The 21,110-nt window shown below is 68.9% G+C and carries 22 protein-coding genes; 13 read left to right on the forward strand and 9 right to left on the reverse strand.

What is annotated here, in order from left to right:
- Window positions 1-115: 115 nt before the first annotated feature.
- The 6 genes from glmU to AB5J50_RS21235 all read left to right on the forward strand — a co-directional run bounded on the left by glmU (window position 116) and on the right by AB5J50_RS21235 (window position 5,666).
- Complete coding sequence (glmU, locus tag AB5J50_RS21210; protein WP_369260007.1) at window positions 116-1,564, forward strand: bifunctional UDP-N-acetylglucosamine diphosphorylase/glucosamine-1-phosphate N-acetyltransferase GlmU; 1,449 nt, start codon at window positions 116-118, stop codon at window positions 1,562-1,564.
- Between the two features lie 135 nt (window positions 1,565-1,699).
- Window positions 1,700-2,674 (forward strand): ribose-phosphate diphosphokinase, encoded by a 975-nt coding sequence (locus tag AB5J50_RS21215; protein WP_327429314.1) that lies wholly within the window; start codon window positions 1,700-1,702, stop codon window positions 2,672-2,674.
- 211 nt (window positions 2,675-2,885) lie between these two features.
- Complete coding sequence (locus AB5J50_RS21220) at window positions 2,886-3,473, forward strand: 50S ribosomal protein L25/general stress protein Ctc (RefSeq protein ID WP_369260008.1); 588 nt, start codon at window positions 2,886-2,888, stop codon at window positions 3,471-3,473.
- 91 nt (window positions 3,474-3,564) lie between these two features.
- Window positions 3,565-4,176, forward strand: coding sequence for an aminoacyl-tRNA hydrolase (pth, locus tag AB5J50_RS21225; RefSeq protein ID WP_327429316.1), 612 nt, complete (start codon window positions 3,565-3,567; stop codon window positions 4,174-4,176).
- A gap of 70 nt (window positions 4,177-4,246) precedes the next feature.
- Window positions 4,247-4,756, forward strand: a complete 510-nt coding sequence (locus AB5J50_RS21230; protein WP_327429317.1) for a hypothetical protein — start codon at window positions 4,247-4,249, stop codon at window positions 4,754-4,756.
- Window positions 4,757-4,973: 217 nt separating this feature from the next.
- On the forward strand, window positions 4,974-5,666 hold the full coding sequence (locus AB5J50_RS21235; protein WP_369260009.1) for an LPXTG cell wall anchor domain-containing protein: 693 nt from the start codon (window positions 4,974-4,976) through the stop codon (window positions 5,664-5,666).
- Between the two features lie 75 nt (window positions 5,667-5,741).
- Here AB5J50_RS21235 and ppc read toward each other — a convergent pair whose 3' ends face one another.
- Window positions 5,742-8,474 (reverse strand): phosphoenolpyruvate carboxylase, encoded by a 2,733-nt coding sequence (ppc, locus tag AB5J50_RS21240; RefSeq protein WP_369260010.1) that lies wholly within the window; start codon window positions 8,472-8,474, stop codon window positions 5,742-5,744.
- Window positions 8,475-8,824: 350 nt separating this feature from the next.
- Here ppc and AB5J50_RS21245 point away from each other — a divergent pair, with 350 nt between their 5' ends.
- Genes AB5J50_RS21245 through AB5J50_RS21255 form a run of 3 tightly spaced genes read left to right on the forward strand, consistent with a single transcriptional unit; the run spans window position 8,825 to window position 10,814 of the window.
- The gene (locus tag AB5J50_RS21245; RefSeq protein ID WP_369260011.1) at window positions 8,825-9,838 is read left to right on the forward strand and encodes an acyl-CoA desaturase; all 1,014 of its coding nucleotides are present in this window, start codon (window positions 8,825-8,827) and stop codon (window positions 9,836-9,838) included.
- Complete coding sequence (locus AB5J50_RS21250) at window positions 9,835-10,515, forward strand: TetR family transcriptional regulator (protein WP_369260012.1); 681 nt, start codon at window positions 9,835-9,837, stop codon at window positions 10,513-10,515. Before AB5J50_RS21245 ends, AB5J50_RS21250 begins: the two co-directional genes overlap by 4 nt.
- A 41-nt stretch (window positions 10,516-10,556) precedes the next feature.
- A complete protein-coding gene (locus AB5J50_RS21255; protein WP_369260013.1) occupies window positions 10,557-10,814 on the forward strand; it encodes a type II toxin-antitoxin system prevent-host-death family antitoxin in 258 nt (85 codons plus the stop codon).
- Window positions 10,815-10,820: 6 nt separating this feature from the next.
- Here the strand turns inward: AB5J50_RS21255 and AB5J50_RS21260 are convergent, their stop codons facing one another.
- Window positions 10,821-11,183, reverse strand: a complete 363-nt coding sequence (locus AB5J50_RS21260; protein WP_369260014.1) for a VOC family protein — start codon at window positions 11,181-11,183, stop codon at window positions 10,821-10,823.
- Complete coding sequence (locus AB5J50_RS21265) at window positions 11,183-12,001, reverse strand: trans-aconitate 2-methyltransferase (protein ID WP_369260015.1); 819 nt, start codon at window positions 11,999-12,001, stop codon at window positions 11,183-11,185. The genes AB5J50_RS21260 and AB5J50_RS21265 overlap by 1 nt, the downstream gene beginning before the upstream one ends.
- A gap of 148 nt (window positions 12,002-12,149) precedes the next feature.
- On the opposite strand from AB5J50_RS21265, the gene AB5J50_RS21270 reads away from it, so the two are divergent.
- Window positions 12,150-12,647, forward strand: a complete 498-nt coding sequence (locus tag AB5J50_RS21270) for a MarR family winged helix-turn-helix transcriptional regulator (RefSeq protein ID WP_369260016.1) — start codon at window positions 12,150-12,152, stop codon at window positions 12,645-12,647.
- On the opposite strand, the gene AB5J50_RS21275 is transcribed toward AB5J50_RS21270, so the two are convergent.
- Entirely contained in the window at window positions 12,606-13,373 is a 768-nt protein-coding gene (locus AB5J50_RS21275; protein WP_369260017.1) for a LuxR C-terminal-related transcriptional regulator, read from the reverse strand. The two genes, AB5J50_RS21270 and AB5J50_RS21275, sit on opposite strands and share 42 nt — an antisense overlap.
- A 257-nt stretch (window positions 13,374-13,630) precedes the next feature.
- Here AB5J50_RS21275 and AB5J50_RS21280 point away from each other — a divergent pair, with 257 nt between their 5' ends.
- Window positions 13,631-14,086: a GNAT family N-acetyltransferase gene (locus tag AB5J50_RS21280; protein WP_369265465.1), complete on the forward strand. Its 456-nt coding sequence runs from the start codon at window positions 13,631-13,633 to the stop codon at window positions 14,084-14,086.
- Between the two features lie 300 nt (window positions 14,087-14,386).
- On the opposite strand, the gene galK is transcribed toward AB5J50_RS21280, so the two are convergent.
- The 3 genes from galK to galT form a co-directional block, all read right to left on the reverse strand.
- On the reverse strand, window positions 14,387-15,523 hold the full coding sequence (galK, locus tag AB5J50_RS21285; protein ID WP_369265466.1) for a galactokinase: 1,137 nt from the start codon (window positions 15,521-15,523) through the stop codon (window positions 14,387-14,389).
- Window positions 15,524-15,589: 66 nt separating this feature from the next.
- Window positions 15,590-16,549 (reverse strand): UDP-glucose 4-epimerase GalE, encoded by a 960-nt coding sequence (gene galE, locus AB5J50_RS21290; RefSeq protein WP_327429329.1) that lies wholly within the window; start codon window positions 16,547-16,549, stop codon window positions 15,590-15,592.
- Window positions 16,546-17,610, reverse strand: a complete 1,065-nt coding sequence (galT, locus tag AB5J50_RS21295; protein ID WP_369260018.1) for a galactose-1-phosphate uridylyltransferase — start codon at window positions 17,608-17,610, stop codon at window positions 16,546-16,548. The genes galE and galT overlap by 4 nt, the downstream gene beginning before the upstream one ends.
- Window positions 17,611-17,763: 153 nt before the next feature.
- Between galT and AB5J50_RS21300 the strand changes: the two genes are divergently transcribed.
- On the forward strand, window positions 17,764-19,467 hold the full coding sequence (locus tag AB5J50_RS21300; RefSeq protein WP_369260019.1) for a sodium:solute symporter family protein: 1,704 nt from the start codon (window positions 17,764-17,766) through the stop codon (window positions 19,465-19,467).
- A gap of 21 nt (window positions 19,468-19,488) precedes the next feature.
- Window positions 19,489-19,821: a hypothetical protein gene (locus tag AB5J50_RS21305; protein WP_369260020.1), complete on the forward strand. Its 333-nt coding sequence runs from the start codon at window positions 19,489-19,491 to the stop codon at window positions 19,819-19,821.
- A gap of 61 nt (window positions 19,822-19,882) precedes the next feature.
- On the opposite strand, the gene AB5J50_RS21310 is transcribed toward AB5J50_RS21305, so the two are convergent.
- Together AB5J50_RS21310 and AB5J50_RS21315 are read right to left on the reverse strand one after the other, a co-directional pair.
- A complete protein-coding gene (locus AB5J50_RS21310) occupies window positions 19,883-20,215 on the reverse strand; it encodes a hypothetical protein (protein WP_369260021.1) in 333 nt (110 codons plus the stop codon).
- Window positions 20,199-21,077: a hypothetical protein gene (locus tag AB5J50_RS21315; RefSeq protein ID WP_369260022.1), complete on the reverse strand. Its 879-nt coding sequence runs from the start codon at window positions 21,075-21,077 to the stop codon at window positions 20,199-20,201. The genes AB5J50_RS21310 and AB5J50_RS21315 overlap by 17 nt, the downstream gene beginning before the upstream one ends.
- Between the last annotated feature and the right edge of the window lie 33 nt (window positions 21,078-21,110).

Raw genomic sequence — 21,110 nt, forward strand, 5'->3', positions numbered from 1 at the left:
TGCTCGATTCGGGCCCTGACAGCTCTGTCAGGGCCCGCTCTCATGTCACCCCTGATACGCCCCGGTATCCTGCGGATGTCCACACCCCAGCCATCCGAAGCCGAAGGGCATACCCGTGAGCGCCAATCGCCCGGCAGCCGTCGTCGTTCTCGCAGCGGGTGAGGGCACCCGTATGAAGTCGGCCACACCCAAGGTCCTGCACGACATCTGTGGCCGCTCCCTCGTCGGCCATGTGCTCGCCGCCGCGCGCGAGTTGGACCCCGAGAACCTGGTCGTCGTGGTGGGCCACGCCCGCGAGAAGGTCGTCGCGCATCTCACGGAGACCGACTCGGGCGTACGGACGGCGGTGCAGGCCGAGCAGAACGGCACCGGCCACGCCGTACGCATGGCCCTGGAGGAGCTGGGCGGCACCGTGGACGGCACCGTCGTCGTGGTCTGCGGCGACACCCCGCTGCTCAGCGGCGAGACCTTGCAGAGGCTTGCCGCCACCCACACGACCGACGGCAACGCCGTCACCGTGCTGACCGCCGAGGTCCCCGACGCCACCGGCTACGGCCGCATCGTGCGGGACGGTGCCAGCGGCGCGGTCACCGCGATCGTGGAGCACAAGGACGCCAGCGAGTCGCAGCGCGCGATCCGTGAGATCAACTCCGGGGTGTTCGCCTTCGACGGGCAGCTTCTCGCGGACGCCCTCGGGAAGGTGCGGACGGACAACAGCCAGGGCGAGGAGTATCTGACCGACGTCCTCGGGATTCTGCGTGAGGCCGGGCACCGCGTCGGCGCGGCCGTGGCCGCCGACCACCGTGAGATCGCCGGCATCAACAACCGGGTGCAGCTCGCCGAGGCCCGCCGCATTCTCAACGACCGGCTGCTGGAGCGGGCCATGCTCGCCGGGGTGTCGGTGATCGATCCGGCCACCACCTGGGTCGATGTCACGGTCACCTTCGAGCAGGACGCGATCGTGCACCCGGGGACCCAGCTCCAGGGCAGGACGCACCTGGGTGAGGGCGCCGAGGTCGGCCCCAACTCCCGTCTGAAGGACACCAAGGTGGGCGCGGGGGCCCGTGTCGACAACTCGGTCGCCGACGGCGCCGAGGTCGGGCCGCAGGCGAACGTGGGGCCGTACGCGTATCTCCGGCCGCGTACTCGCCTCGGTGTGAAGGCCAAGGTCGGTGCGTTCGTCGAGACGAAGAACGCGAGGATCGGCGAGGGCACGAAGGTCCCGCATCTGTCCTACGTGGGCGACGCGACGATCGGCGAGTACACCAACATCGGTGCCGCCAGCGTCTTCGTGAACTATGACGGACAGGACAAACACCACACGACGGTCGGCTCGCACTGCCGTACCGGTGCGGACAACATGATTGTGGCTCCTGTCACGATCGGGGACGGCGCGTACACCGCGGCGGGCTCGGTCATCACCAAGGATGTGCCGCCCGGTTCGCTGGCCGTGGCCCGTGGCCAGCAGCGGAATATCGAGGGTTGGGTGGCCCGTAAGCGTCCGGGGAGCGCGGCCGCGAAGGCGGCGGCGGAGGCTTCCCGGGAGCCGGAAGGCGAAGCCTGACCGGAAACAGGTGCGTCTGACACGGCGTACCGTGATAAGTGCACACCCGCACCCCCCAGCTGAGGACGCCTCTCGCACTCCAGTTGAGACGGCCTCTTCATGCACCGGCTGAGACACCTCTGAGGAGACAGTGCTGTGACCGGGTTCAAGACGACCGGCGAGAAGAAGATGATGTTCTTCTCCGGCCGCGCCCACCCCGAGCTTGCCCAGGAGGTCGCCCACAAGCTGGGTGTCGGGGTTGTCCCGACGAAGGCCTTCGACTTCGCGAACGGCGAGATCTACATCCGCTACCAGGAGTCCGCCCGCGGCGCCGACTGTTTTCTGATGCAGAGCCACACGGCTCCCATCAACAAGTGGATCATGGAGCAGCTGATCATGATCGACGCGCTGAAGCGCGCGTCGGCCCGCTCCATCACCGTGATCGTGCCCTTCTACGGTTACGCCCGTCAGGACAAGAAGCACCGTGGGCGTGAACCGATCTCGGCGCGTCTGATCGCCGACCTGATGAAGACGGCGGGCGCCGACCGCATCCTCACGGTCGACCTGCACACCGACCAGATCCAGGGCTTCTTCGACGGCCCGGTCGACCACCTCTTCGCGCTGCCGATCCTCGCGGACTACGTGGGCGCGAAGGTCGACAGGGCGAAGCTCACGGTCGTCTCCCCGGACGCCGGCCGTGTGCGCGTCGCCGACCGCTGGTGCGACCGTCTCGACGCGCCCCTCGCGATCGTGCACAAGCGCCGTGACAAGGACGTCGCCAACCAGGTCACCGTCCACGAGGTCGTCGGTGATGTGAAGGGCCGCGTCTGCGTCCTCGTCGACGACATGATCGACACCGGTGGCACGATCTGCGCGGCCGCCGACGCCCTGTTCGCGCACGGCGCGGAGGACGTCATCGTCACGGCCACGCACGGTGTCCTCTCGGGCCCGGCCGCCGACCGTCTGAAGAACTCCAAGGTCAGCGAGTTCATCTTCACGGACACGCTGCCGACGCCGGGCGAGCTGGAGCTCGACAAGATCACGGTGCTGTCCATCGCGCCGACGATCGCGAACGCGGTGCGCGAGGTCTTCGAGGACGGTTCGGTGACGAGCCTGTTCGAGGAGCAGTAGGAGCAGTAAGCCCCCGCTCCACCGGTCGATCCCGTAGATCGATTTCTGGTACGGCCTCCCCGCCGAGTAAGCTGTCACAGTTGCTCGGCGAGGGAGGCCGTACCGCTTTACGAGGCGGGTACGGCGGTCCGTTATCGACGCGCTCTTCGTAGCAGGCCGATTGTTTTTGGCCGGGTGACCACCTTCCCCAACTGATCTACGAGGAGTGAACATGTCCGAGGTCAAGCTCGCCGCCGAGACCCGCACCGAGTTCGGCAAGGGCGCCGCCCGCCGCATCCGCCGCGCGAGCAAGGTTCCCGCGGTTGTCTACGGCCACGGCACCGAGCCGGTCCACATCGCGCTGCCGGGCCACGAGCTGCAGCTCGCCCTGCGTACCCCGAACGTCCTGCTCACCCTGGACATCGAGGGCAAGACCGAGCTCGCGATCCCGAAGGCCGTCCAGCGTGACGCCATCAAGGGCTTCCTCGAGCACGTCGACCTGCTCCTCGTGAAGCGCGGCGAGAAGGTCACCGTCGAGGTCTTCGTCCAGACCGAGGGCGAGCTGGCGCCGGGCTCCTTCCTGCTCGAGCACGTGCTGAACACGCTGACGGTCGAGGCCGAGGCCACCCACATCCCGGAGTCGGTCACCGTCTCCATCGCGGGTCTTGAGGCCGGCGCGTCCATCCTCGCCAAGGACATCCCGCTCCCCGCGGGCACCACGCTGGCGATCGACGAGGACGCGGTCGTCCTCCAGGTCCTGGCCGCCCAGGCGGAGGAGGCCCCCGCGGAGGGCGAGGCCGAGGCCGGCGCCGAGGCCTGATTCCCCCGGGAATCTTCATCCGTGTCAGCCGCCGCTCCGACCGGGAGCGGCGGCTGCCGCGTATCAAGGACACGGCGCGTAACAAGGACACATGGGAGACACGGACGTGACGACCGATGCCAATGCCCCCTGGCTGATCGTGGGCCTCGGCAACCCCGGCCCCGAGTACGCCATGAACCGGCACAACGTGGGCTTCATGGTGGCCGACCTGCTGGCGGAGCGGATCGGCGGCAAGTTCAAGCGGGCCGGGAAGGCGCAGGCGCAGGTGATCGAGGGCCGTATCGGCCCGCCCGGTCCGGCGAACCGTCGGGTGATCCTGGCCAAGCCGATGTCGTTCATGAACCTGTCCGGCGGTCCGGTGAACGCGCTGCGGGAGTTCTACAAGGTGCCGGTGGCGAACATCGTCGCCGTCCATGACGAGCTGGACATCGACTACGGCGTGCTGCGGCTGAAGCTGGGCGGCGGCGACAACGGCCACAACGGCCTGAAGTCGATGACGAAGGCGATGGGCCCGGACTATCACCGGGTGCGGTTCGGTATCGGGCGCCCTCCGGGCCGTATGCAGGTCGCGGATTTCGTGCTGAAGGACTTCGCGTCGGCGGAGCGCAAGGAGCTCGGCTACTTCGTGGACCGCGCGACGGATGCCGTGGAGTGCCTCGTGATCGACGGCTTGGAGCGGGCGCAGGGCACGTACAACTCGTAGCCGGTCGAAGTACGCGTACAACTGCTGACTTGTCCCCCACCGGAGTTGACCGGGTGCACGGCCATGGCCAATGATCCCCGCCATGCCTGCCGTCACCTCAAGTCAAGGCTCCCGCCAGGGCGCGTACGCGGCGCTGCGGTTCGGGCGGCTCGCGGCGATGGGCGCGGTCGCCGGGCTGATCCTGATCGCGGGCGTCTGGGCCTCCTGGGGCACCGCCCAGCACGTGATGCTGAGCAAGGGCCGCGAGCAGGGCACGATGGTGGTGAAGGCGTGCTCGAAGGGGGTCTGTACGGGTCCGTACACTCCGGCGTCCTCGGGTTCGAAGGCGCGGGCGCGTGTGCGTATCGAGCAGTCGGTGGCGGTGAAGAAGGGCCAGGTCTACACGGTCACCGTGAAGCCCGGCAGCGATGACGTCGTCCGCTCCGGCCCGGCCGGGATCCTCTACGCCTGGGTCCCTCTCGCGGGCGCCCTGCTGCTCGCCTCGGTGGTGGTCGCGGGGGGTCTGCGGATGACCCGGGTGGCCTGGGTGCTGGGCGGGGCGGGGCTGGCGCTGCTGACGGTGACGTTCCTGGCGCTGTGACCTGGGGTACGTCCGCATGTCACTGCGTCCGCATGTCCGGCATCCACATGCTCATGGAAAACCTGTGCGTTCTCTGATTGTGATGCGCGATTACCGGGGCGATCCGCAACGCATGGTGCACGGGGGACGTTCTGCCGCTTGACCCGTCCCCATCGGAAATGGATGCTGAGCCGCCCCCTCCACATCTTCCGTTTCCCCGCCCGAAGATGGACTGCCCATGCGTACCCTCACTCGCGCCGGCGCGCTTGTCGCCGGCATCTCCGCAGCGCTGCTGATCGCGCCCACCGCCGCCCACGCCACCGTTCCCGGCGACAACGGCACCGTCAAGATCCACGACGCCACCACCGGCGACGAGCTCCGCAAGAACGAGCCGCACGTCTGCACGTTCTATCTCGACGCGTTCGGCTTCGACGGCGTCCAGGAGGTCGACTGGCACATCGAGGCCTGGGCTCCGACCGCCGACTCCAAGGGCGAGACCGTGAAGTCCGGCGAGATCACCCTCGACGCCGAGGGCCACGGCCGTACGAACGACCTGTCGCTGCCCGACGGCCACTACAAGCTGTTCTGGAACTTCGACGGCGAGAACGGTGCCGCCAAGCACAAGGTGTTCTGGACGGACTGCGAGGACTCGGGTGGCGGCGGCAGCACGCCGTCGACGTCGGCCACGCCGTCCGCGTCGGCCTCGCCGTCGAGCACGGTCGGCGAGAGCGCTTCCCCGGCCCCGTCGGCGTCCTCGTCCTCCGGTGAGGCGGCGCCCTCCGTCTCCTCGTCCCCGTCCGCCCAGGGCGGCGGCGACCTCGCGGAGACTGGCAGCAGCGCCCCGGTCGGTCTCCTCTCGGCTGCCGCTGCCGCGCTGGTCGGTGCGGGCGGCTACCTGGTGTTCCGCCGCCGCAAGGCCGGCCAGAACTAGCCACAGCCGTGAAACGGGCGGTGCCCCCATGCTTCGTACGAGCATGGGGGCACCGCCCGTTTGCGGAGGGGGTGCTCAGCCGGTGTTGCGCAGGCCCGCCGCCACGCCGTTGACCGTCAGGAGCAGGGCCCGCGAGAGCAGCGGGTCGGGCTCGGCGCCGGCGGCAGCCTCGTCGCGCTGGCGCTTGAGGAGGGCGACCTGGAGGTAGGAGATCGGGTCCAGGTAGGCGTCGCGGATGGAGAAGGTCTGCTTCAGCACCGGGGTGGCGTCGAGGAGTTCGGCCTCGCCGGTGACGCGCAGCACCTCGGCCACGGTCAGCTCGTGCTCGGCCCGGATGTTCTCGAAGACGTGCTTCAACTCGTCCGGGACGAGGGTGTCGACGTAGTGCTGGGCGATCCGCAGGTCCGTCTTGGCCAGCGTCATCTCTACGTTGGAGATGAAGTTGCGGAAGAAGTGCCACTGGCCGTGCATCTCGTCGAGCACGGTGTCGAGACCGGCCTCGCGCAGCGCCTTCAGGCCGGAGCCGACGCCGTACCAGCCGGGCACGATCTGCCGGGACTGGGTCCAGCCGAACACCCACGGGATGGCGCGCAGACCGTCGAGCGAGACGCCCGAGCCGGGGCGGCGGGAGGGCCGCGAGCCCAGGTGCAGATCGGCGAGCTGGTCCACCGGCGTGGAGGCGAGGAAGTACGTCGGAAGGTCCGGGTCCTCGACCAGCCTGCGGTAGGCCGCGTGGGCGGCGTCGCTCACCACGTCCATGGCGGCGTCCCAGCGGGCCAGCGCCTCGTCGGACTGGCGCGGGGACGTGTGCAGGGCGGAGGCCTGCAGCGTGGCCGCGACCGTCAGTTCCAGGTTCTCGCGGGCCAGCGAGGGCACGAGGTACTTGTCGGAGATGACCTCGCCCTGCTCGGTCACCTTGATCTCGCCCTCCAGCGTGCCCCAGGGCTGCGCGAGGATCGCGTCGTGGGAGGGACCGCCGCCACGGCCGACGGTGCCGCCGCGGCCGTGGAAGAGCCGCAGCCGTACGCCGTAGCGGTGGGCGACGTCGCGCAGGCGCCGCTGGGCGCGGTGGATCTCCCACTGGGACGTCGTGATGCCACCGAACTTCGACGAGTCCGAGTACCCGAGCATGACCTCCTGGACGTCCCCGCGCAGCGCCACGAGACGGCGGTACGACGGGTCCGAGAGCATGTCCTCAAGGATCGTGTCGGCGGCCTTGAGCTCGTCGGTGGTCTCCAGGAGCGGCACGATGCCGATCTTCGCCCAGCCGCCGTGCAGGTCGAGGAGTCCGGCCTCGCGGGCGAGGACGGCGGCAGCGAACACGTCGTCGGCGCCCTGGCACATCGAGATGATGTACGACTCGATGACCTCGGGTCCGAAGACCTCCAGCGCCTTCTTGACCGTCTGGAAGACGCCGATGGTCTTCTCGCCGGCGGCGTCGACCGGCGCCGGGGTCGGTGCCAGCGGGCGCCGCGAGCGCAGTTCCTTGGCGAGCAGCTTGGCGCGGTACTCGCGCGGCATGTCCGCGTAGCGCCACGACTCCTCGCCGAGGCGGTCGAAGAGCTGGCCGAGCGCGTGGTGGTGGGCGTCGGCGTGTTCGCGTACGTCCATGGTGGCGAGCTGGAGGCCGAAGGCGGAGAGCGTACGGATCGTACGGTTCATGCGGCCGTCGGCGAACAGGGCGCCGCGGTGCTCGCGCAGTGACGTCTGGATCAGCGTCATGTCGTGGAGCAGTTCGCCGGTGCCCAGGTAGTCCCGGCCGGGCTCGTGCGGGGTGCCCTTGGCCAGGCGCTGCTTGGTGTTCTCCAGCTTCTGCCGGATGCAGGTGGCCTTGAGGCGGTAGGGCTCCTCGGCGTTGAGGCGCTTGTAGCGGGGGCTGATCTCGGGGAGGAGCTCCAGGTCGGTCTGGAGGGATTCCAGGAGTTCCTCGGTGGCGCCGGTGTAGCGGATGGAGTTCGACAGGAAGCCGCGCAGCTCGTCGATGAGTTCCAGGGCGTCGTTGATGCCGTGTTCGTGCTGGAGGATCAGGACGTCCCAGGTGACGGCGGGGGTGACGTTGGGGTTGCCGTCGCGGTCGCCGCCGATCCAGGTGCCGAAGGTGAGCGGGCGGGTCTCGTCCGGGAGGGCGACGCCGACGCGCTCCAGTTCGGCGGTCAGGTCTTCCAGTACGTCGCCGACGGCGCCGGCGTGCAGCTCGTCGAGGTAGTAGATGGCGTTGCGGGCCTCGTCGGCGGGCTCGGGGCGGACGACGCGCAGTTCGTCGGTCTGCCAGACGAGGTCGATGTTCTCGGCGAGTCGGGTGTCGTAGCGGCGGCGGTCGGCCTCGATGACCGGGGTCTCCAGGAGCGCGGCGATCCGGCGCAGCTTGTTGAGGACGGAGCGGCGCGCGGCCTCGGTCGGGTGTGCGGTGAAGACCGGGCGGACGTTGAGGTTCTTGACCGTCTCGCGCAGGTGTTCGGGGTCGGCGTCCTTGAGCCGGTCGGCCGTACGGGCGAGGAGCCCGCCCTCGGCGGCGCGCTTGGCGCGCAGCTCGCGGCCGCGGTGCACCTGCTCGGTGACGTTCGCCAGGTGGAAGTAGGTGGAGAAGGCGCGGACCAGCTTGGCCGCGGTCTCCAGTTCGGTGCCGCGCAGCAGCTCGGCGGCGGCCTCGCCGTCCTCACGGGTCAGGCGGCGGACCTTCTCGACCAGTTCCAGGAGCTCGGGGCCCTCCTGCCGGACGAGGGTCTCACCGAGCAGATCGCCGAGGCGGCGGATGTCGGCGCGCAGCTCGCTGCTGGTCGTCGTGGTCTGGTCGTCGGCACTGCTCACAGGTGCGGCTCCTTGCAGTGTGGAAGCTCGTCTGAAGAGTTCTGAAGAGTCTGGAATCTCGTCTGAGGCTCGTCTGGGAGGGAACCCGGGTGGCGACCGCGCGGCGGGTGCCGCTTAGGGGACGTGGCATCCGGGAAGAATTCAGAACGGACCGCGCTGTCCGACCGACTCCAAGGATAGGTGTCCATGCGGACGCGCAGGCTCACGGGCTCTTGCCGCCGGGCTACGCGCTGCCATACTTACGACGCCGTAGGTTACGGACCCGTAGGTCTTCCCGTCAGACGCCGGGAGGACCGTGGAATCCCGCATCCGGCCACTCTCCGCACCCTCGAACCCCACAGGGGACGCCCATGACCACGAGCTCCGATGTGATCGACGACGCCCCGCAGGCGCACGACGACGGCACTCCGCTCCCGTCCGCCACACTGGGCGGCGAGAAGAAGGGGTCACTCGAACAGATCACACTTCTCCTCTTCATCACCGTCCCGTTCCTGGCGCTGCTCGCGGCGGTGCCGCTGGCGTGGGGCTGGGGGGTGAGCTGGCTGGATCTCGGCCTGCTGGTGTTCTTCTACTACCTCGGCTGCCACGGCGTCACGATCGGCTACCACCGCTACTTCACGCACGGTTCGTTCAAGGCGAAGCGCCCGCTGCGGATCGCGCTGGCGATCGCCGGTTCGATGGCCGTCGAGGGGCCGCTGGTGCGCTGGGTCGCCGATCACCGCAAGCACCACAAGTTCTCCGACGCGGAGGGTGACCCGCATTCGCCGTGGCGTTATGGCGAGACGGTTCCGGCGCTGATGAAGGGCCTGTGGTGGGCACACATCGCCTGGATGTTCGATGAGGAGCAGACGCCGCAGGAGAAGTACGCGCCGGATCTGATCAAGGACCCGGCGATCCGCGCGATCTCACGCCATTTCATCTACTGGACCATGCTCTCGCTGGCCCTTCCGCCGCTGATCGGCGGTCTGGCGACGATGTCGTGGTGGGGCGCGTTCACGGGTTTCTTCTGGGGCTCACTCGTTCGAGTGGCGCTGTTGCACCACGTGACCTGGTCGATCAACTCGATCTGCCACGCGGTGGGCAAACGCCCCTTCAAGTCGCGTGACCGTTCGGGCAACGTGTGGTGGCTGGCCGTGCTGTCCTGCGGCGAGTCCTGGCACAACCTGCACCATGCCGACCCGACGTCCGCGCGGCACGGTGTGATGCGCGGCCAGGTGGACTCCTCGGCGCGGATCATCCGCTGGTGCGAGCAGCTCGGCTGGGCCTCTGACGTGCGCTGGCCATCACGCTCGCGTATCGATTCCCGCCGGAACACCGACGGCAGCGGCTCCCGAGGCAAGACGGAAACCGCCGACGCGGCATGATTGAAGGCGTGGCGACCGACTCCAGCAGCACCCCGAGCAGCAATGAAAAGCCGCGGCGTGCGCGCCGCACCCGCATGACCGGTGCCGAGCGCCGTCAGCAGCTGCTGGAGATCGGCCGCACCCTGTTCGCGGCCAAGGGGTTCGAGGGCACGTCGGTGGAGGAGATCGCGGCGAAGGCGGGCGTCTCGAAGCCGGTGGTGTACGAGCACTTCGGCGGCAAGGAGGGCCTGTACGCGGTGGTGGTGGACCGCGAGATGCGCCGCCTGCTGGACGGTGTGACGGGTTCGCTGACGGCGGGGCACCCCCGCGAGCTCCTCGAACAGGCCGCGTTCGCCCTCCTGGACTACATCGAGGAGTACACGGACGGTTTCCGCATCCTCGTCCGCGACTCCCCGATCCCCCAGTCGACGGGCTCCTTCGCGTCGCTGATCTCGGACATCGCGACGCAGGTGGAGGACATCCTGGGCCGCGAGTTCAAGAGCCGCGGCTTCGACCCGAAGCTCGCCCCGCTCTACGCCCAGGCCCTGGTCGGCATGGTCGCCCTGACCGGCCAGTGGTGGCTGGACGTCCGCAAGCCCCGCAAGGCGGAGGTCGCCGCCCATCTGGTGAACCTGGCGTGGCACGGCCTGGACGGGCTGGAGCCCAAGCCGCGGTTGATAGGTCATCGGAAGAGTTGAATCAGGGGACCACTGGGTTGATCTTGTGGAACCGTGTGAGCATGACCGAGATCGCGATCAGTGCGGCCTGCTCTCAGCTCGACGACCTGGTCCGCCGTGTGGCCTACGGCCGCGAGACCATCGCCCTCACTGATCACGGACGCGTCGCCGCGCTCCTGATCTCGCCCCAGGTGATCGAGGATTTCGAAGACGCCCTGGCCGTTGCCGACTACCAGCGACGCAAGGCCGAGGGAACCCTCGGCGAGGGCATCCCGCACAAGGAAATCAGACGCATGCTGGGGCTGGGGCGGACGCCCTGAGAGCCATCAGCCGGTTAGCTCAAGGAACTCCAGCCGGTTCCCCACCGGATCCTCGGAGTAGAAACGGCGGTGGCCAGGGAGGTTGTCGTCCCAGGTGACCGGCACCCCGTGGGCGGCCAGCCGCGCGGCGTACGCCTCGATGCCCGTGACCCGCAGCCCCGGGTGCGCCTTCCTCGCGGGCCGGAAGTCGTCCTCGATCCCCAGGTGCAGCTGCACGGCGCCCGCCCGGAACCAGCAGCCTCCGCGGGCGGCGAGGACGGGCGGCTTGGGTATCTCGGTCATGCCGAGGACATCGACGTAGTACGTACGCAGCCGGTCCTCGGAGCCGGGCGGCGCGGCGAGCTGCACATGGTCGACGGCGGCGAGCATCAGGCGGCCTTTCTGGCGACGGCGAACAGGCGCTGGAACGGCAGCACCGTGCCGTACGGCTGCGTCGGGTAGGCGTCGCGGAGCAGTTCCCGGTACTCGGCGACGAAGGCGTCGCGGTCCGCCGGCCGGTCGGCGAGGGCGGTGAGGACGGGCCGCAGCCCCGTGCCCTTCGCCCAGTCGAGGACCGGGTCCTCGCCGGCCAGCAGCTGCATGTACGTCGTCTCCCAGACGTCCACGTCGCAGCCGAGCCGGGTCAGCCGGTCCAGGTAGACGAGCGGGTGGTGGACCGAGTCCTCGTGGCGCAGGACGCCGTCGAGGAGGTCCTTCCAGCGGGCGGTGGCGGCGAGTTCGCGCATCAGGGCGTGCAGGGGCGCGTCGATGTTGTCGGGGACCTGGAAGGCGAAGGTGCCGCCGGGGGCGAGCGCGTCGAGCCAGGCCGGGAAGGACTCCAGGTGCCCCGGCACCCACTGGAGCGCCGCGTTCGAGACGATCAGGTCGTACGTGTCCGCCGGCGCCCATCTCGTGAGGTCGGCGTGGGCGAAGTCGAGGCGGCCGCCGCCGGTCGTGGGGCCCGCGTGCTCCCCGGTCCTGGCGAGCATCTCCGCGGAGTTGTCGTAGCCGGTGATGTGCGCGGCGGGCCAGCGGTCGGCGAGCTGGGTGGTGACGTTGCCGGGGCCGCAGCCGAGGTCGGCGATGCGGGCCGGGTCGCGGGGCAGTCGCGGGACGTGGGCGAGGAGGTCGGCGAAGGGGCGGGCGCGGTGCTCGGCGTGACGCAGGTACTGGCTGGGGTCCCAGGCGGGGTTGGTGCTGGCAGGCATGGGGTGGGCCTCCTCGAAAGTCACCGGCGTCGTGAGAGTGAGGACCGTTCGGGCCTCCACTCGCACAACTCTCACAGCAAGCTATCTCGACGTCAAGACTCTCCACATCAAGAGACTTCATGTCGACACAACCACTACACTGATCGTCATGGAGGACGAGGTCGATCGGCTGGTCGCAGCATGGCGCCGGGAGCGCCCGGACCTCGACGTGGAACCACTAGAGGTGCTCAGCCGGGTGAGCAGACTGGCCCGGCATCTGGACCGTGCGCGCCGTCTCGCGTTCTCCGAGCACAGCCTGGAGCCCTGGGAGTTCGACGTCCTGACCGCGCTTCGGCGCGCGGGATCCCCGTACCAGCTCTCGCCGGGGCAGCTGCTGACCCAGACCCTGGTCACCTCGGGCACGATGACGAACCGCATCGACCGGCTGACGAAGAAGGGCCTGGTGGAGCGCCTCCCCGACCCGAGCGACCGCAGGGGCGTGCTCGTACGCCTCACGGAAGAGGGCCAGGACCGCGCCGACCAGGCACTGGCCGGTCTCCTCGACCAGGAGCGCGCAATCCTGGCGGAGCTCAGCAGGGCCCAGCGAGGTGAACTGGCGGGCCTGCTACGCCAGTTGACCGCCCCGTTCGACAACATCCCCGGTTAGGTCGACGGGCCCGACCCCGGCCCGCCGGGCGAGCGCCACGGCGGCGAGGGTCGAGTGCACACCGAGCTTCCCGAGGACGTTCTGCATATGCGTCCGGACGGTGTGCGGCGAGAGGTAAAGCCTCTCCGCGACGGCCTTCCGCCCCAGCCCGGCGACCATGCACCGCAGCACTTCGCGCTCCCGGGGCGTGAGCGACTCGACGAGCCGCTCGCTCTCGGTGCGGTGCTTGCGCGCGGCGGTGAGCTCGCGCAGCACCCCGGTGAGCAGGGCGGGCGGAAGATGCGTCTCGTCCCGCAGCACCCCCCGTATGACGGTGAGCAGCCGCGACAGCGAACAGTCCTTGGCGACCCAGCCGGAGGCACCGGCCTGCAGCGCCAGAGCCGCCCGCCGGGGATCGTCCTTCTCGGCGAGCACGACGGTCCGTACGCTCGGCTGCCCGGACCGCACCCCGGCGACCAGGGAAATCCCGTCCACCAGCCCGTCCTCGTTGCTCTCCTGGACGGGCACCGCCGGACGCATGCCGGGCAGATTGCCGCCCAGGTCCGCGTCGACGAGCAGCACATCGAATCTGCGGCCTTCCGCCGCCGCGCGCTCCAGGCAGCGCAGCGCGGCGGGACCGCTGCCCGCTGCGGACACGTCGACGTCGGGCTCGGCCGCGAGGGCGGCAGCGAGCGACTCGGCGAAGATGCGGTGGTCGTCGACGACCAGTACTCGGATGCGAACCACTCTGAAACCCCCACTGTCGGGGGACGGCCGGTGCGGGTACGGCGCCCGAAGTGATCCCGAGCCATTGACGACTCGGAAAGCAGGGCGCCACAGCCACACGGCCGCCGCCGTGCTGGAACTGCTACCCCCACTACGGGCGTCGTACCCGACTGTCTCGCCCCCTGATCAGCACCGGCCCCCACCGGCGCTGTTCATCAGGGTAAGGCCGGGGGCGGGGAGCGGAAGGTAATTTGCAGAACTGGTTGGCCAGCGCGTTTATGGTGAGCCGTATGTTTCGTATTGAGACAGGAGACGACAAGGACCGCCGCGATCTGCTCCGCAAGCGACTGCGGGACACCAACACGGCGGCGTCTCCGATCCTCCGCGCGCTGCGGGGAACCCCGGGTGAACGCGAAGTTCCGCTCCATATCTGGGCGTTGGACGAGACGGGCGCCCTCGCCGGCGGCCTGGTGGGCCACACGTGGGCGACCTGGCTCCACGTGACGTACCTCTGGGTCGACGCGCCCCACCGCGGCACGGGCCTCGGCACCCGCCTCCTGACCGAGGCCGAACACCTCGCCTCCGCCGAGCGCGGCTGCCTCAACTCCCGCCTGGAAACATGGGATTTCCAGGCCCCCGACTTCTACAAGAAGCAGGGGTACGAGGTGGTGTGCGTGATTCCGGACTATCCACCGGGGGCCACGGAGTACACGCTGACAAAACACCTGCCCTGACCAGGACTTTCCTCGCCCCCGCCGCCCCTACCCGTCCCATCCCTGGGGGCTGCGCCCCCAGACCCCCCTAAAAGATTGCGCAGTTCCCCGCGCCCCTTTCAGGGGCGCGGGGAACTGCGCGACAAGCCCCCACCCACCCGCAGCCAAACGAATCAGGGCGGGCGGGGGATCGCGGGGCGAAGCCCCGCGCCGTCAGGGGCGCGGGGAACTGCGCAATCTTTTGGACCAGCCCCCACTCACCCGCACCCGACACACAACCGAACGGGGTCGAAGGGGCGGAGCCCCTGGAGTTGGGACGGGTCAGCTCAGGCGGCGGGCCCCGGCCGACGGTACCGCCGGGAACACGCGCGGTGCCGTGAAGCCCGCTGCCGCGAAGGCCTCCGTCACCGCCTTGGTGACGGTGTCCACGTCACCGGACTCGACCAGCACGATCGCCGAGCCACCGAAGCCACCCCCCGTCATACGCGAGCCGAGCGCCCCCGCGGCGTTGGCCGTGGAGACGACCAGGTCCAGCTCGTCGCAGGAGATCCGCAGATCGTCCCGGAGCGAGGCGTGGCCGTCGGTGAGGACGGGACCGATGGCCCGGACGTCACCCGCGTCCAGCAGCGCGATGACCTGATCGACACGGTGGTCGTCGGAGACGACATGGCGCACGTAACGGCGCACGCGCTCGTCCGCCAGGCGCGCGAGAGACGCTTCGAGCCCCTCGTACGCGACGTCCCGGAGGTGCGACACCCCGAGCTGCCGCGCGCCCTCCTCGCACCCTTCGCGCCGCTCGGCGTACGCCCCGTCGCCGAGTGCGTGCTTCACGCGGGTGTCGACGACCAGCAGTTCGAGCCCCTGGGCGGCCAAGTCGAAGGGGACCTGGCGGATGGACAGGTCACGGCAGTCGAGGTGCAGGGCGTGCCCCTCGGTGCAGCACGCGGACGCCGTCTGGTCCATGATCCCGCAGGGCACGCCGACGAAGTCGTTCTCGGCGCGCTGGGCCAGGCGGGCCAACTCGGGGCGGGTGAGGCCGAGTTCGTACAGGTCGTTGAGCGCGAGCGCCGTCACGACCTCCAGGGCGGCCGAGGAGGACAGGCCCGCGCCGGTCGGCACCGTCGAGGCCAGGTGGATGTCCGCGCCGGTGACGGCGTGGCCCGCCTCGCGCAGCGCCCACACCACGCCCGCCGGATACGCGGCCCAGCTGGTGTTCGTCAGCGGCACCAGCTCGTCCACGTGCAGTTCGACGACCGGCCCATCGATGTCCGCCGAGTGCAGGCGCAGTACGCCGTCGTCCCGGCGGGACACCGCCGCCACCGCCGTGTGCGGCAGCGCGAGCGGCATCACGAAGCCCTCGTTGAAGTCGGTGTACTCGCCGATCAGGTTGACCCGGCCGGGCGCGGCCCAGACCCCCTCGGGCGCGGCGCCGTACAGCTCCTCGAAGCCCTCGCGAATACCCGCCTGCCCGACATCCTGCTGCCCCGCGTGCCCCACGTGCCCCACCTGTTCGCTCCTCAGTCCCTAGTCCCTGTTCTGCGCGAACGCCCACGCGTCCGCGACGATCCCCGCGAGATCCGCGCGGGACGGGTTCCAGCCGAGCCGCTCCCGGGCGGCCTCCGCCGAGGCCACCAGGACCGCCGGGTCGCCGCCGCGGCGCGGCGCGACGACCTCGGGGATCGGGTGCCCGGTCACCTGGCGCACCGTCTCGATGACCTCGCGGACGGAGAACCCGTTGCCGTTGCCGAGGTTGCAGATCAGGTGCTCGCCGGGGGACGCGGCCTCGACCGCCAGCAGGTGGGCCTCGGCCAGGTCCGCGACGTGGATGTAGTCGCGGATGCAGGTGCCGTCCGGCGTCGGGTAGTCGTCGCCGTAGATCGAGATCGCGTCGCGGCGGCCCTGTGCGACCTGGAGGACCAGCGGGATGAGGTGCGACTCGGGGTCGTGGCGCTCGCCGCACTCCCCGTACGCGCCCGCCACGTTGAAGTACCGCAGAGACACCGCGCCCAGTCCGTGCGCCGCCGCCTCACCGGTGATCATGTGGTCGACGGCGAGCTTGGAGGCGCCGTACGGGTTGGTGGGCTTGGTGGGCGCGGTCTCGACGATCGGGGTCGTCTCCGGCTCGCCGTACGTGGCGGCCGTGGAGGAGAAGACCAGCTTGCGGACGCCCGCCTCGCGCATCGCGGCGAGCAGCGCCATGGTGCCGCCGACGTTGTTGTCCCAGTACTTCTCGGGCTTCACGACCGACTCGCCGACCTGCGAGAACGCGGCGAAGTGGAGTACGGCGTCGAACGAGGAGTCCAGCCACTTGGCGGCGTCGCGGATGTCGCCCTCGATGAAGGAGGCCCCTGCCGGGACGCCCTCGCGGAAGCCGGTCGACAGGTTGTCGAGGACCGTGACGTCGTGACCGGCCTCGATCAGGTGCTGCGCGACCACGCTGCCGACATATCCCGCGCCGCCGGTGACCAGGTACTTCCCACTCATGAACTCGCTACCTCTCGCAGTCGCTGGGCCGCGGTCTCCGGCGGCACGTCGTTGATGAACACGCTCATGCCGGACTCGGAACCCGCGAGGAACTTCAGCTTGCCGGAAGTACGGCGAATGGTGAAAAGCTCGAGGTGGAGCGCGAAGTCGTCCCGGTTGACGCCTTCGAAGTCCTCCAGCGGCCCGAACGGCGCCTGGTGCCATCCTGCGATGTACGGCGTCGGGGGCTCCCCTTCACCGAAGATCCGGTCGAAGCGTCTCAAGAGTTCCAGATACACCTGGGGGAACTCTGTGCGCGCGGCCTCGTCCAGGCCAAGTAGATCCGGCACGCGGCGCCGCGGGTAGAGGTGGACCTCGTACGGCCAGTGCGCGGCGTACGGCACGAAGGCCACCCAGTGGTCGGTCGACAGGACGATCCGGGAGCCGTCCGCCTCCTCGCGGGCGACGACCTCGTCGAAGAGGTTGCCGCCGCCGGTGGCCTCCTTGTGCGCGGCGAGCGAGCGCAGCATCAGGGCCGTACGCGGAGTGGTGAAGGGGTAGGCGTAGATCTGCCCGTGCGGGTGGCCGAGGGTGACGCCGATCTCGGCGCCGCGGTTCTCGAAGCAGAACACCTGCTCGACGGAGGGGAGGTGCGACAGCTCGGCCGTCCGGTCCGTCCACGCGTCCAGGACGAGGCCCGCCTGCTCCTCCGTGAGGTCGGCGAAGGACGAGTCGTGGTCGGAGGTGAAGCAGACGACCTCGCAGCGGCCGGAGTCGCCGGCCAGCGAAGGGAAGCGGTTCTCGAAGACCACGACGTCGTACGAGGAGTCGGGGATCTCGCTGAGCCGGTCACCGGAGGACGGGCACAGGGGGCATTCGTTCGCCGGCGGGTGGTACGTGCGGCCCTGGCGGTGCGAGGCGATCGCGACCGAGTCGCCGAGCAGCGGGTCCCGGCGTACCTCCGAAGTGGTGACGGTGGGGTCGAGCGGGCGCCGGTCCACCGCGTCGCGCACGACGTCGTCGCGTGAGTCGTAGTAGATGAGCTCACGACCGTCGGCCAGCCGGGTCGAGGTCTTCTTCACAGTCGGACTCCCCATCCGCACCCATTCAAACCTTCAAACAGAACCGAACACAACAAACCACAAGGCAACAGCAACGTCAATGCCTGGGGTGGTTTGGGGGGTGTCTGTGGAGCTTGGGCAGACTTAAGGGGCCCATGGGGCATAGATACGGGCATGCAAAACCCCGCATACACGGCCAACCAGCTGGCCGGCTCCCTCGCCGCCGAACTCCGGCTCCCCACGAACGGGCTCGACTACACGATCCTCGGCATCTACTTCGTCGTGGTGCTGGGCATCGGTTTCGCCGCGAAGCGCTCGGTGAAGACGACCCTCGACTTCTTCCTGTCCGGGCGCTCACTGCCCGCCTGGATCACGGGCCTGGCCTTCGTCTCGGCCAATCTGGCCGCCACCGAGATCCTGGGCATGGCCGCGAACAGCGCCCAGTACGGCGCCTACACCGTGCACTGGTACTGGATCGGCGCCATCCCGGCCATGGTCTTCCTGGGCCTGGTGATGATGCCCTTCTACTACGGCTCCAAGGTCCGCTCGGTCCCCGAGTTCCTGCTGCTGCGGTTCGACAAGTGGGCGCACATTCTCAGTTCGATCCTGTTCGCCTTTGCCGCCATCCTGATCGCCGGTGTGAACCTCTACGCCCTCGCGATCGTCGTCGAGGCGCTCCTCGGCTGGCCGCAGTGGGTGGCGATCGTGGTCGCCGGCGCCTTCGTCCTCGCGTACATCACCCTCGGCGGTCTGTCGTCCGCGATCTACAACGAGGTACTGCAGTTCTTCGTGATCCTGGCGGCCCTCATCCCGATCTCCGTGCTCGGCCTGAAGAAGGTCGGCGGCTGGGACGGCCTGACCGACAAGCTCACCGTCACCCACGGCCACAACTTCACCACCGCGTGGGGCGGCACCGGCATCGGCAGCGCGAACCCGCTGGGCGCCAACTGGCTGACCATCGTCCTCGGCCTCGGCTTCGTGCTCTCCTTCGGCTACTGGACGACGAACTTCGCGGAGGTGCAGCGCGCGCTGTCCGCGAAGAACCTGTCGGCGGCCCAGCGCACGCCGCTCATCGCCGCGTACCCGAAGATCTTCATCGTCTTCCTGGTGATGATCCCGGGCCTGGTGGCAGCGGTCCTGGTCCCCAACATCGGCACGAGCGGCTCGGACCTGCAGTACAACGACGCGATCCCGTACCTGATGCAGGAGCTGCTCCCGAACGGCGTCCTGGGCATCGCGGTGACGGGCTTGCTGGCGGCCTTCATGGCGGGCATGGCGGCCAACATCTCGTCCTTCAACACGGTGTTCACCAACGACATCTGGGCGAGGTACGTGGTCAGGCACCGCGAGGACGAGTACTACGTGCGGTTCGGCCGCCTCATCACCGCGATCGGCGTCTTCGCGTCGATCGGCACGGCGTTCCTGGCGTCCTCGTTCTCGAACATCATGAGCTACCTCCAGACGCTGTTCTCCTTCTTCAACGTGCCGATGTTCGTGGTCTTCATCGTCGGCATGTTCTGGAAGCGCGCGTCCGTGAAGTCCGGCTTCTGGGGACTGCTCGCCGGCACGGTGACCGCGATGGTCAACTACTTCGTGTTGTACAAGAGGGACATCATCAGCATCCCCTCCGACCAGGGCGCCAACTTCGTCTCGGCGATCGCGGGCTTCGTGGCCGGTGCGGTGGTGATGGTGGCGGTCTCGCTCTTCACCGCCCCCAAGGCGGCGGAGGACCTCGAAGGCCTCGTCTACGGCACCCGCTCCCCCGGCATGGCCGAGCCGCCCGCCGCCGGCGACGACGCCTGGTACCGCAGGCCGGCCCTGCTGGGCTGGGGCGCGGTGATCCTGGCCGCCGCCTGCTACATCCCGTTCTCGTTCTGACCGCGGGAGGATGGAGAGACCATGACCGAGCATTCCGGGCACTCCGAGCACTCCGAGTACTCCGAGAGGGACGTCCAGCAGGAAGTCACCGAGCTGGAGCAGAAGTCCGCGACCGCGGCCCGCATCTTCGACCTGCGCCGCATCATCGGCGGCCTCTTCGTGATCTACGGCATCATCGTCACGATCGCCGGCATCACCGTCTCCGACGCCAACCTCGCCAAGGCCGAGGGCGTCAACATCAACCTGTGGACGGGGCTGGGGATGCTGGCCCTGGGCGTGTTCTTCCTGGGGTGGCTTTGGCTGCGGCCGTTGGCTCCGCCGGTGCCGCATGAGGAGGGATCGCAGTCGGAGTAGAGCCTGGCGTAACACCTGTGTACGGGGCTGGAGTTCTTGAGGGGGCTCCGGTCCCGTACGGTTATTCGGGCTGTTCGGGGGTGAAGAGGTCGGCCGGGTCGGTCACTTCGAAGGCGCGGCCGCGCAAGATCCGGAGCCGGTCCAGGTCGGTGGTTGCGAACACCCTGGCATTGACGTCGGGTGATGCCTCGATGCCCCGCCAGTACAGGAGTTTCAGGACGATGCGCTGCAGACGCCCCCGTTCGAAGGTCTCCGCATAGCCTTCACTCCAGGCCCGCTCAGCGGCTTCCAGCCACGCTCTTCGTACCGTTGGGTGCCAGATGTCCGACGGCAGTCTCCAGGGTGTCGAGTCCCGTTGCTGACTGCCGTTCTTCTCCTCAGACTCCGTCGTCATCGAACAGTTCGGCAGCTTCGGTCACGCGGATGGCCCGTTCCGACCAGACCTCAAGCTGGTCCAGGTCAGAGCATGCCTTTACCCGAAGCCGGACGGATTCGGGGACTTGGAGGCCGCGCAGCTCCAGGGTCCTCAAAGTCATCTTGATGCGCTCTTCGATGCGCCCTTCATCGCGCGTCTTTTCGGCCACCGGGTGCCGGAAGAAGTAGTTCACTGGAGACATCAGGTCCCTCCAAATCTCCTTCGCCTGGTCATCCACCAGGCCAGACGTCACCAGCTGCACGAACAGAGCCGCGCTGGTCGGGTCAATGGTGTCCAGAGCCGCCGCGAGTGGTCCCAGTATCGCAGCGGCACGCGGCCCTTTGCCATGCGTAATCGCCGAGAGCACCGCGAGCGAAACGTTCTGCTCGGCCTCCTTCTCATCGGTGATCACCGGCACGTTGTCCGGTCCGAGAACCATCGGCCGTACGACGAGAGAGGACCAACCGGGCAGACCGAACCGGATGGGCTGGGCGGCCCACCGGGCGGTGGAGCTGCTCTGGGTCATGACGATCAGCACCGGCTCACAGCGGTACTCCTCGTAGAGGTACGAGAGGTAATACGGCCAACTCCCGCGCTTCCTCTCGTCCTTCTTGCCCTGCGACTCCAGCACCAGCAGATAGTCACCCTCCTCGGTGTTCACCCTCACCAGGCTGTCCACGCGCCGCTCGACCGGCTCGATCTCGGTCAAGTCCGTGTTGAGGACCGTGAAGCCGCAGGGTTCCGGGAACGGCACATGGAACAGCTTCTGAAAGTTGCGGATCAATCCAGCCGTGTCCTTCTGGCCGAAGTGGTGCAGCGCCTCGTGCGACGAGCTGACCACCAGTTCTCCTTCCTGTACGACGTGATCAACGAG

Origin of the sequence: Streptomyces sp. R35 (assembly GCF_041053035.1) — a bacterium.
GTDB lineage: Bacteria > Actinomycetota > Actinomycetes > Streptomycetales > Streptomycetaceae > Streptomyces > Streptomyces lutosisoli.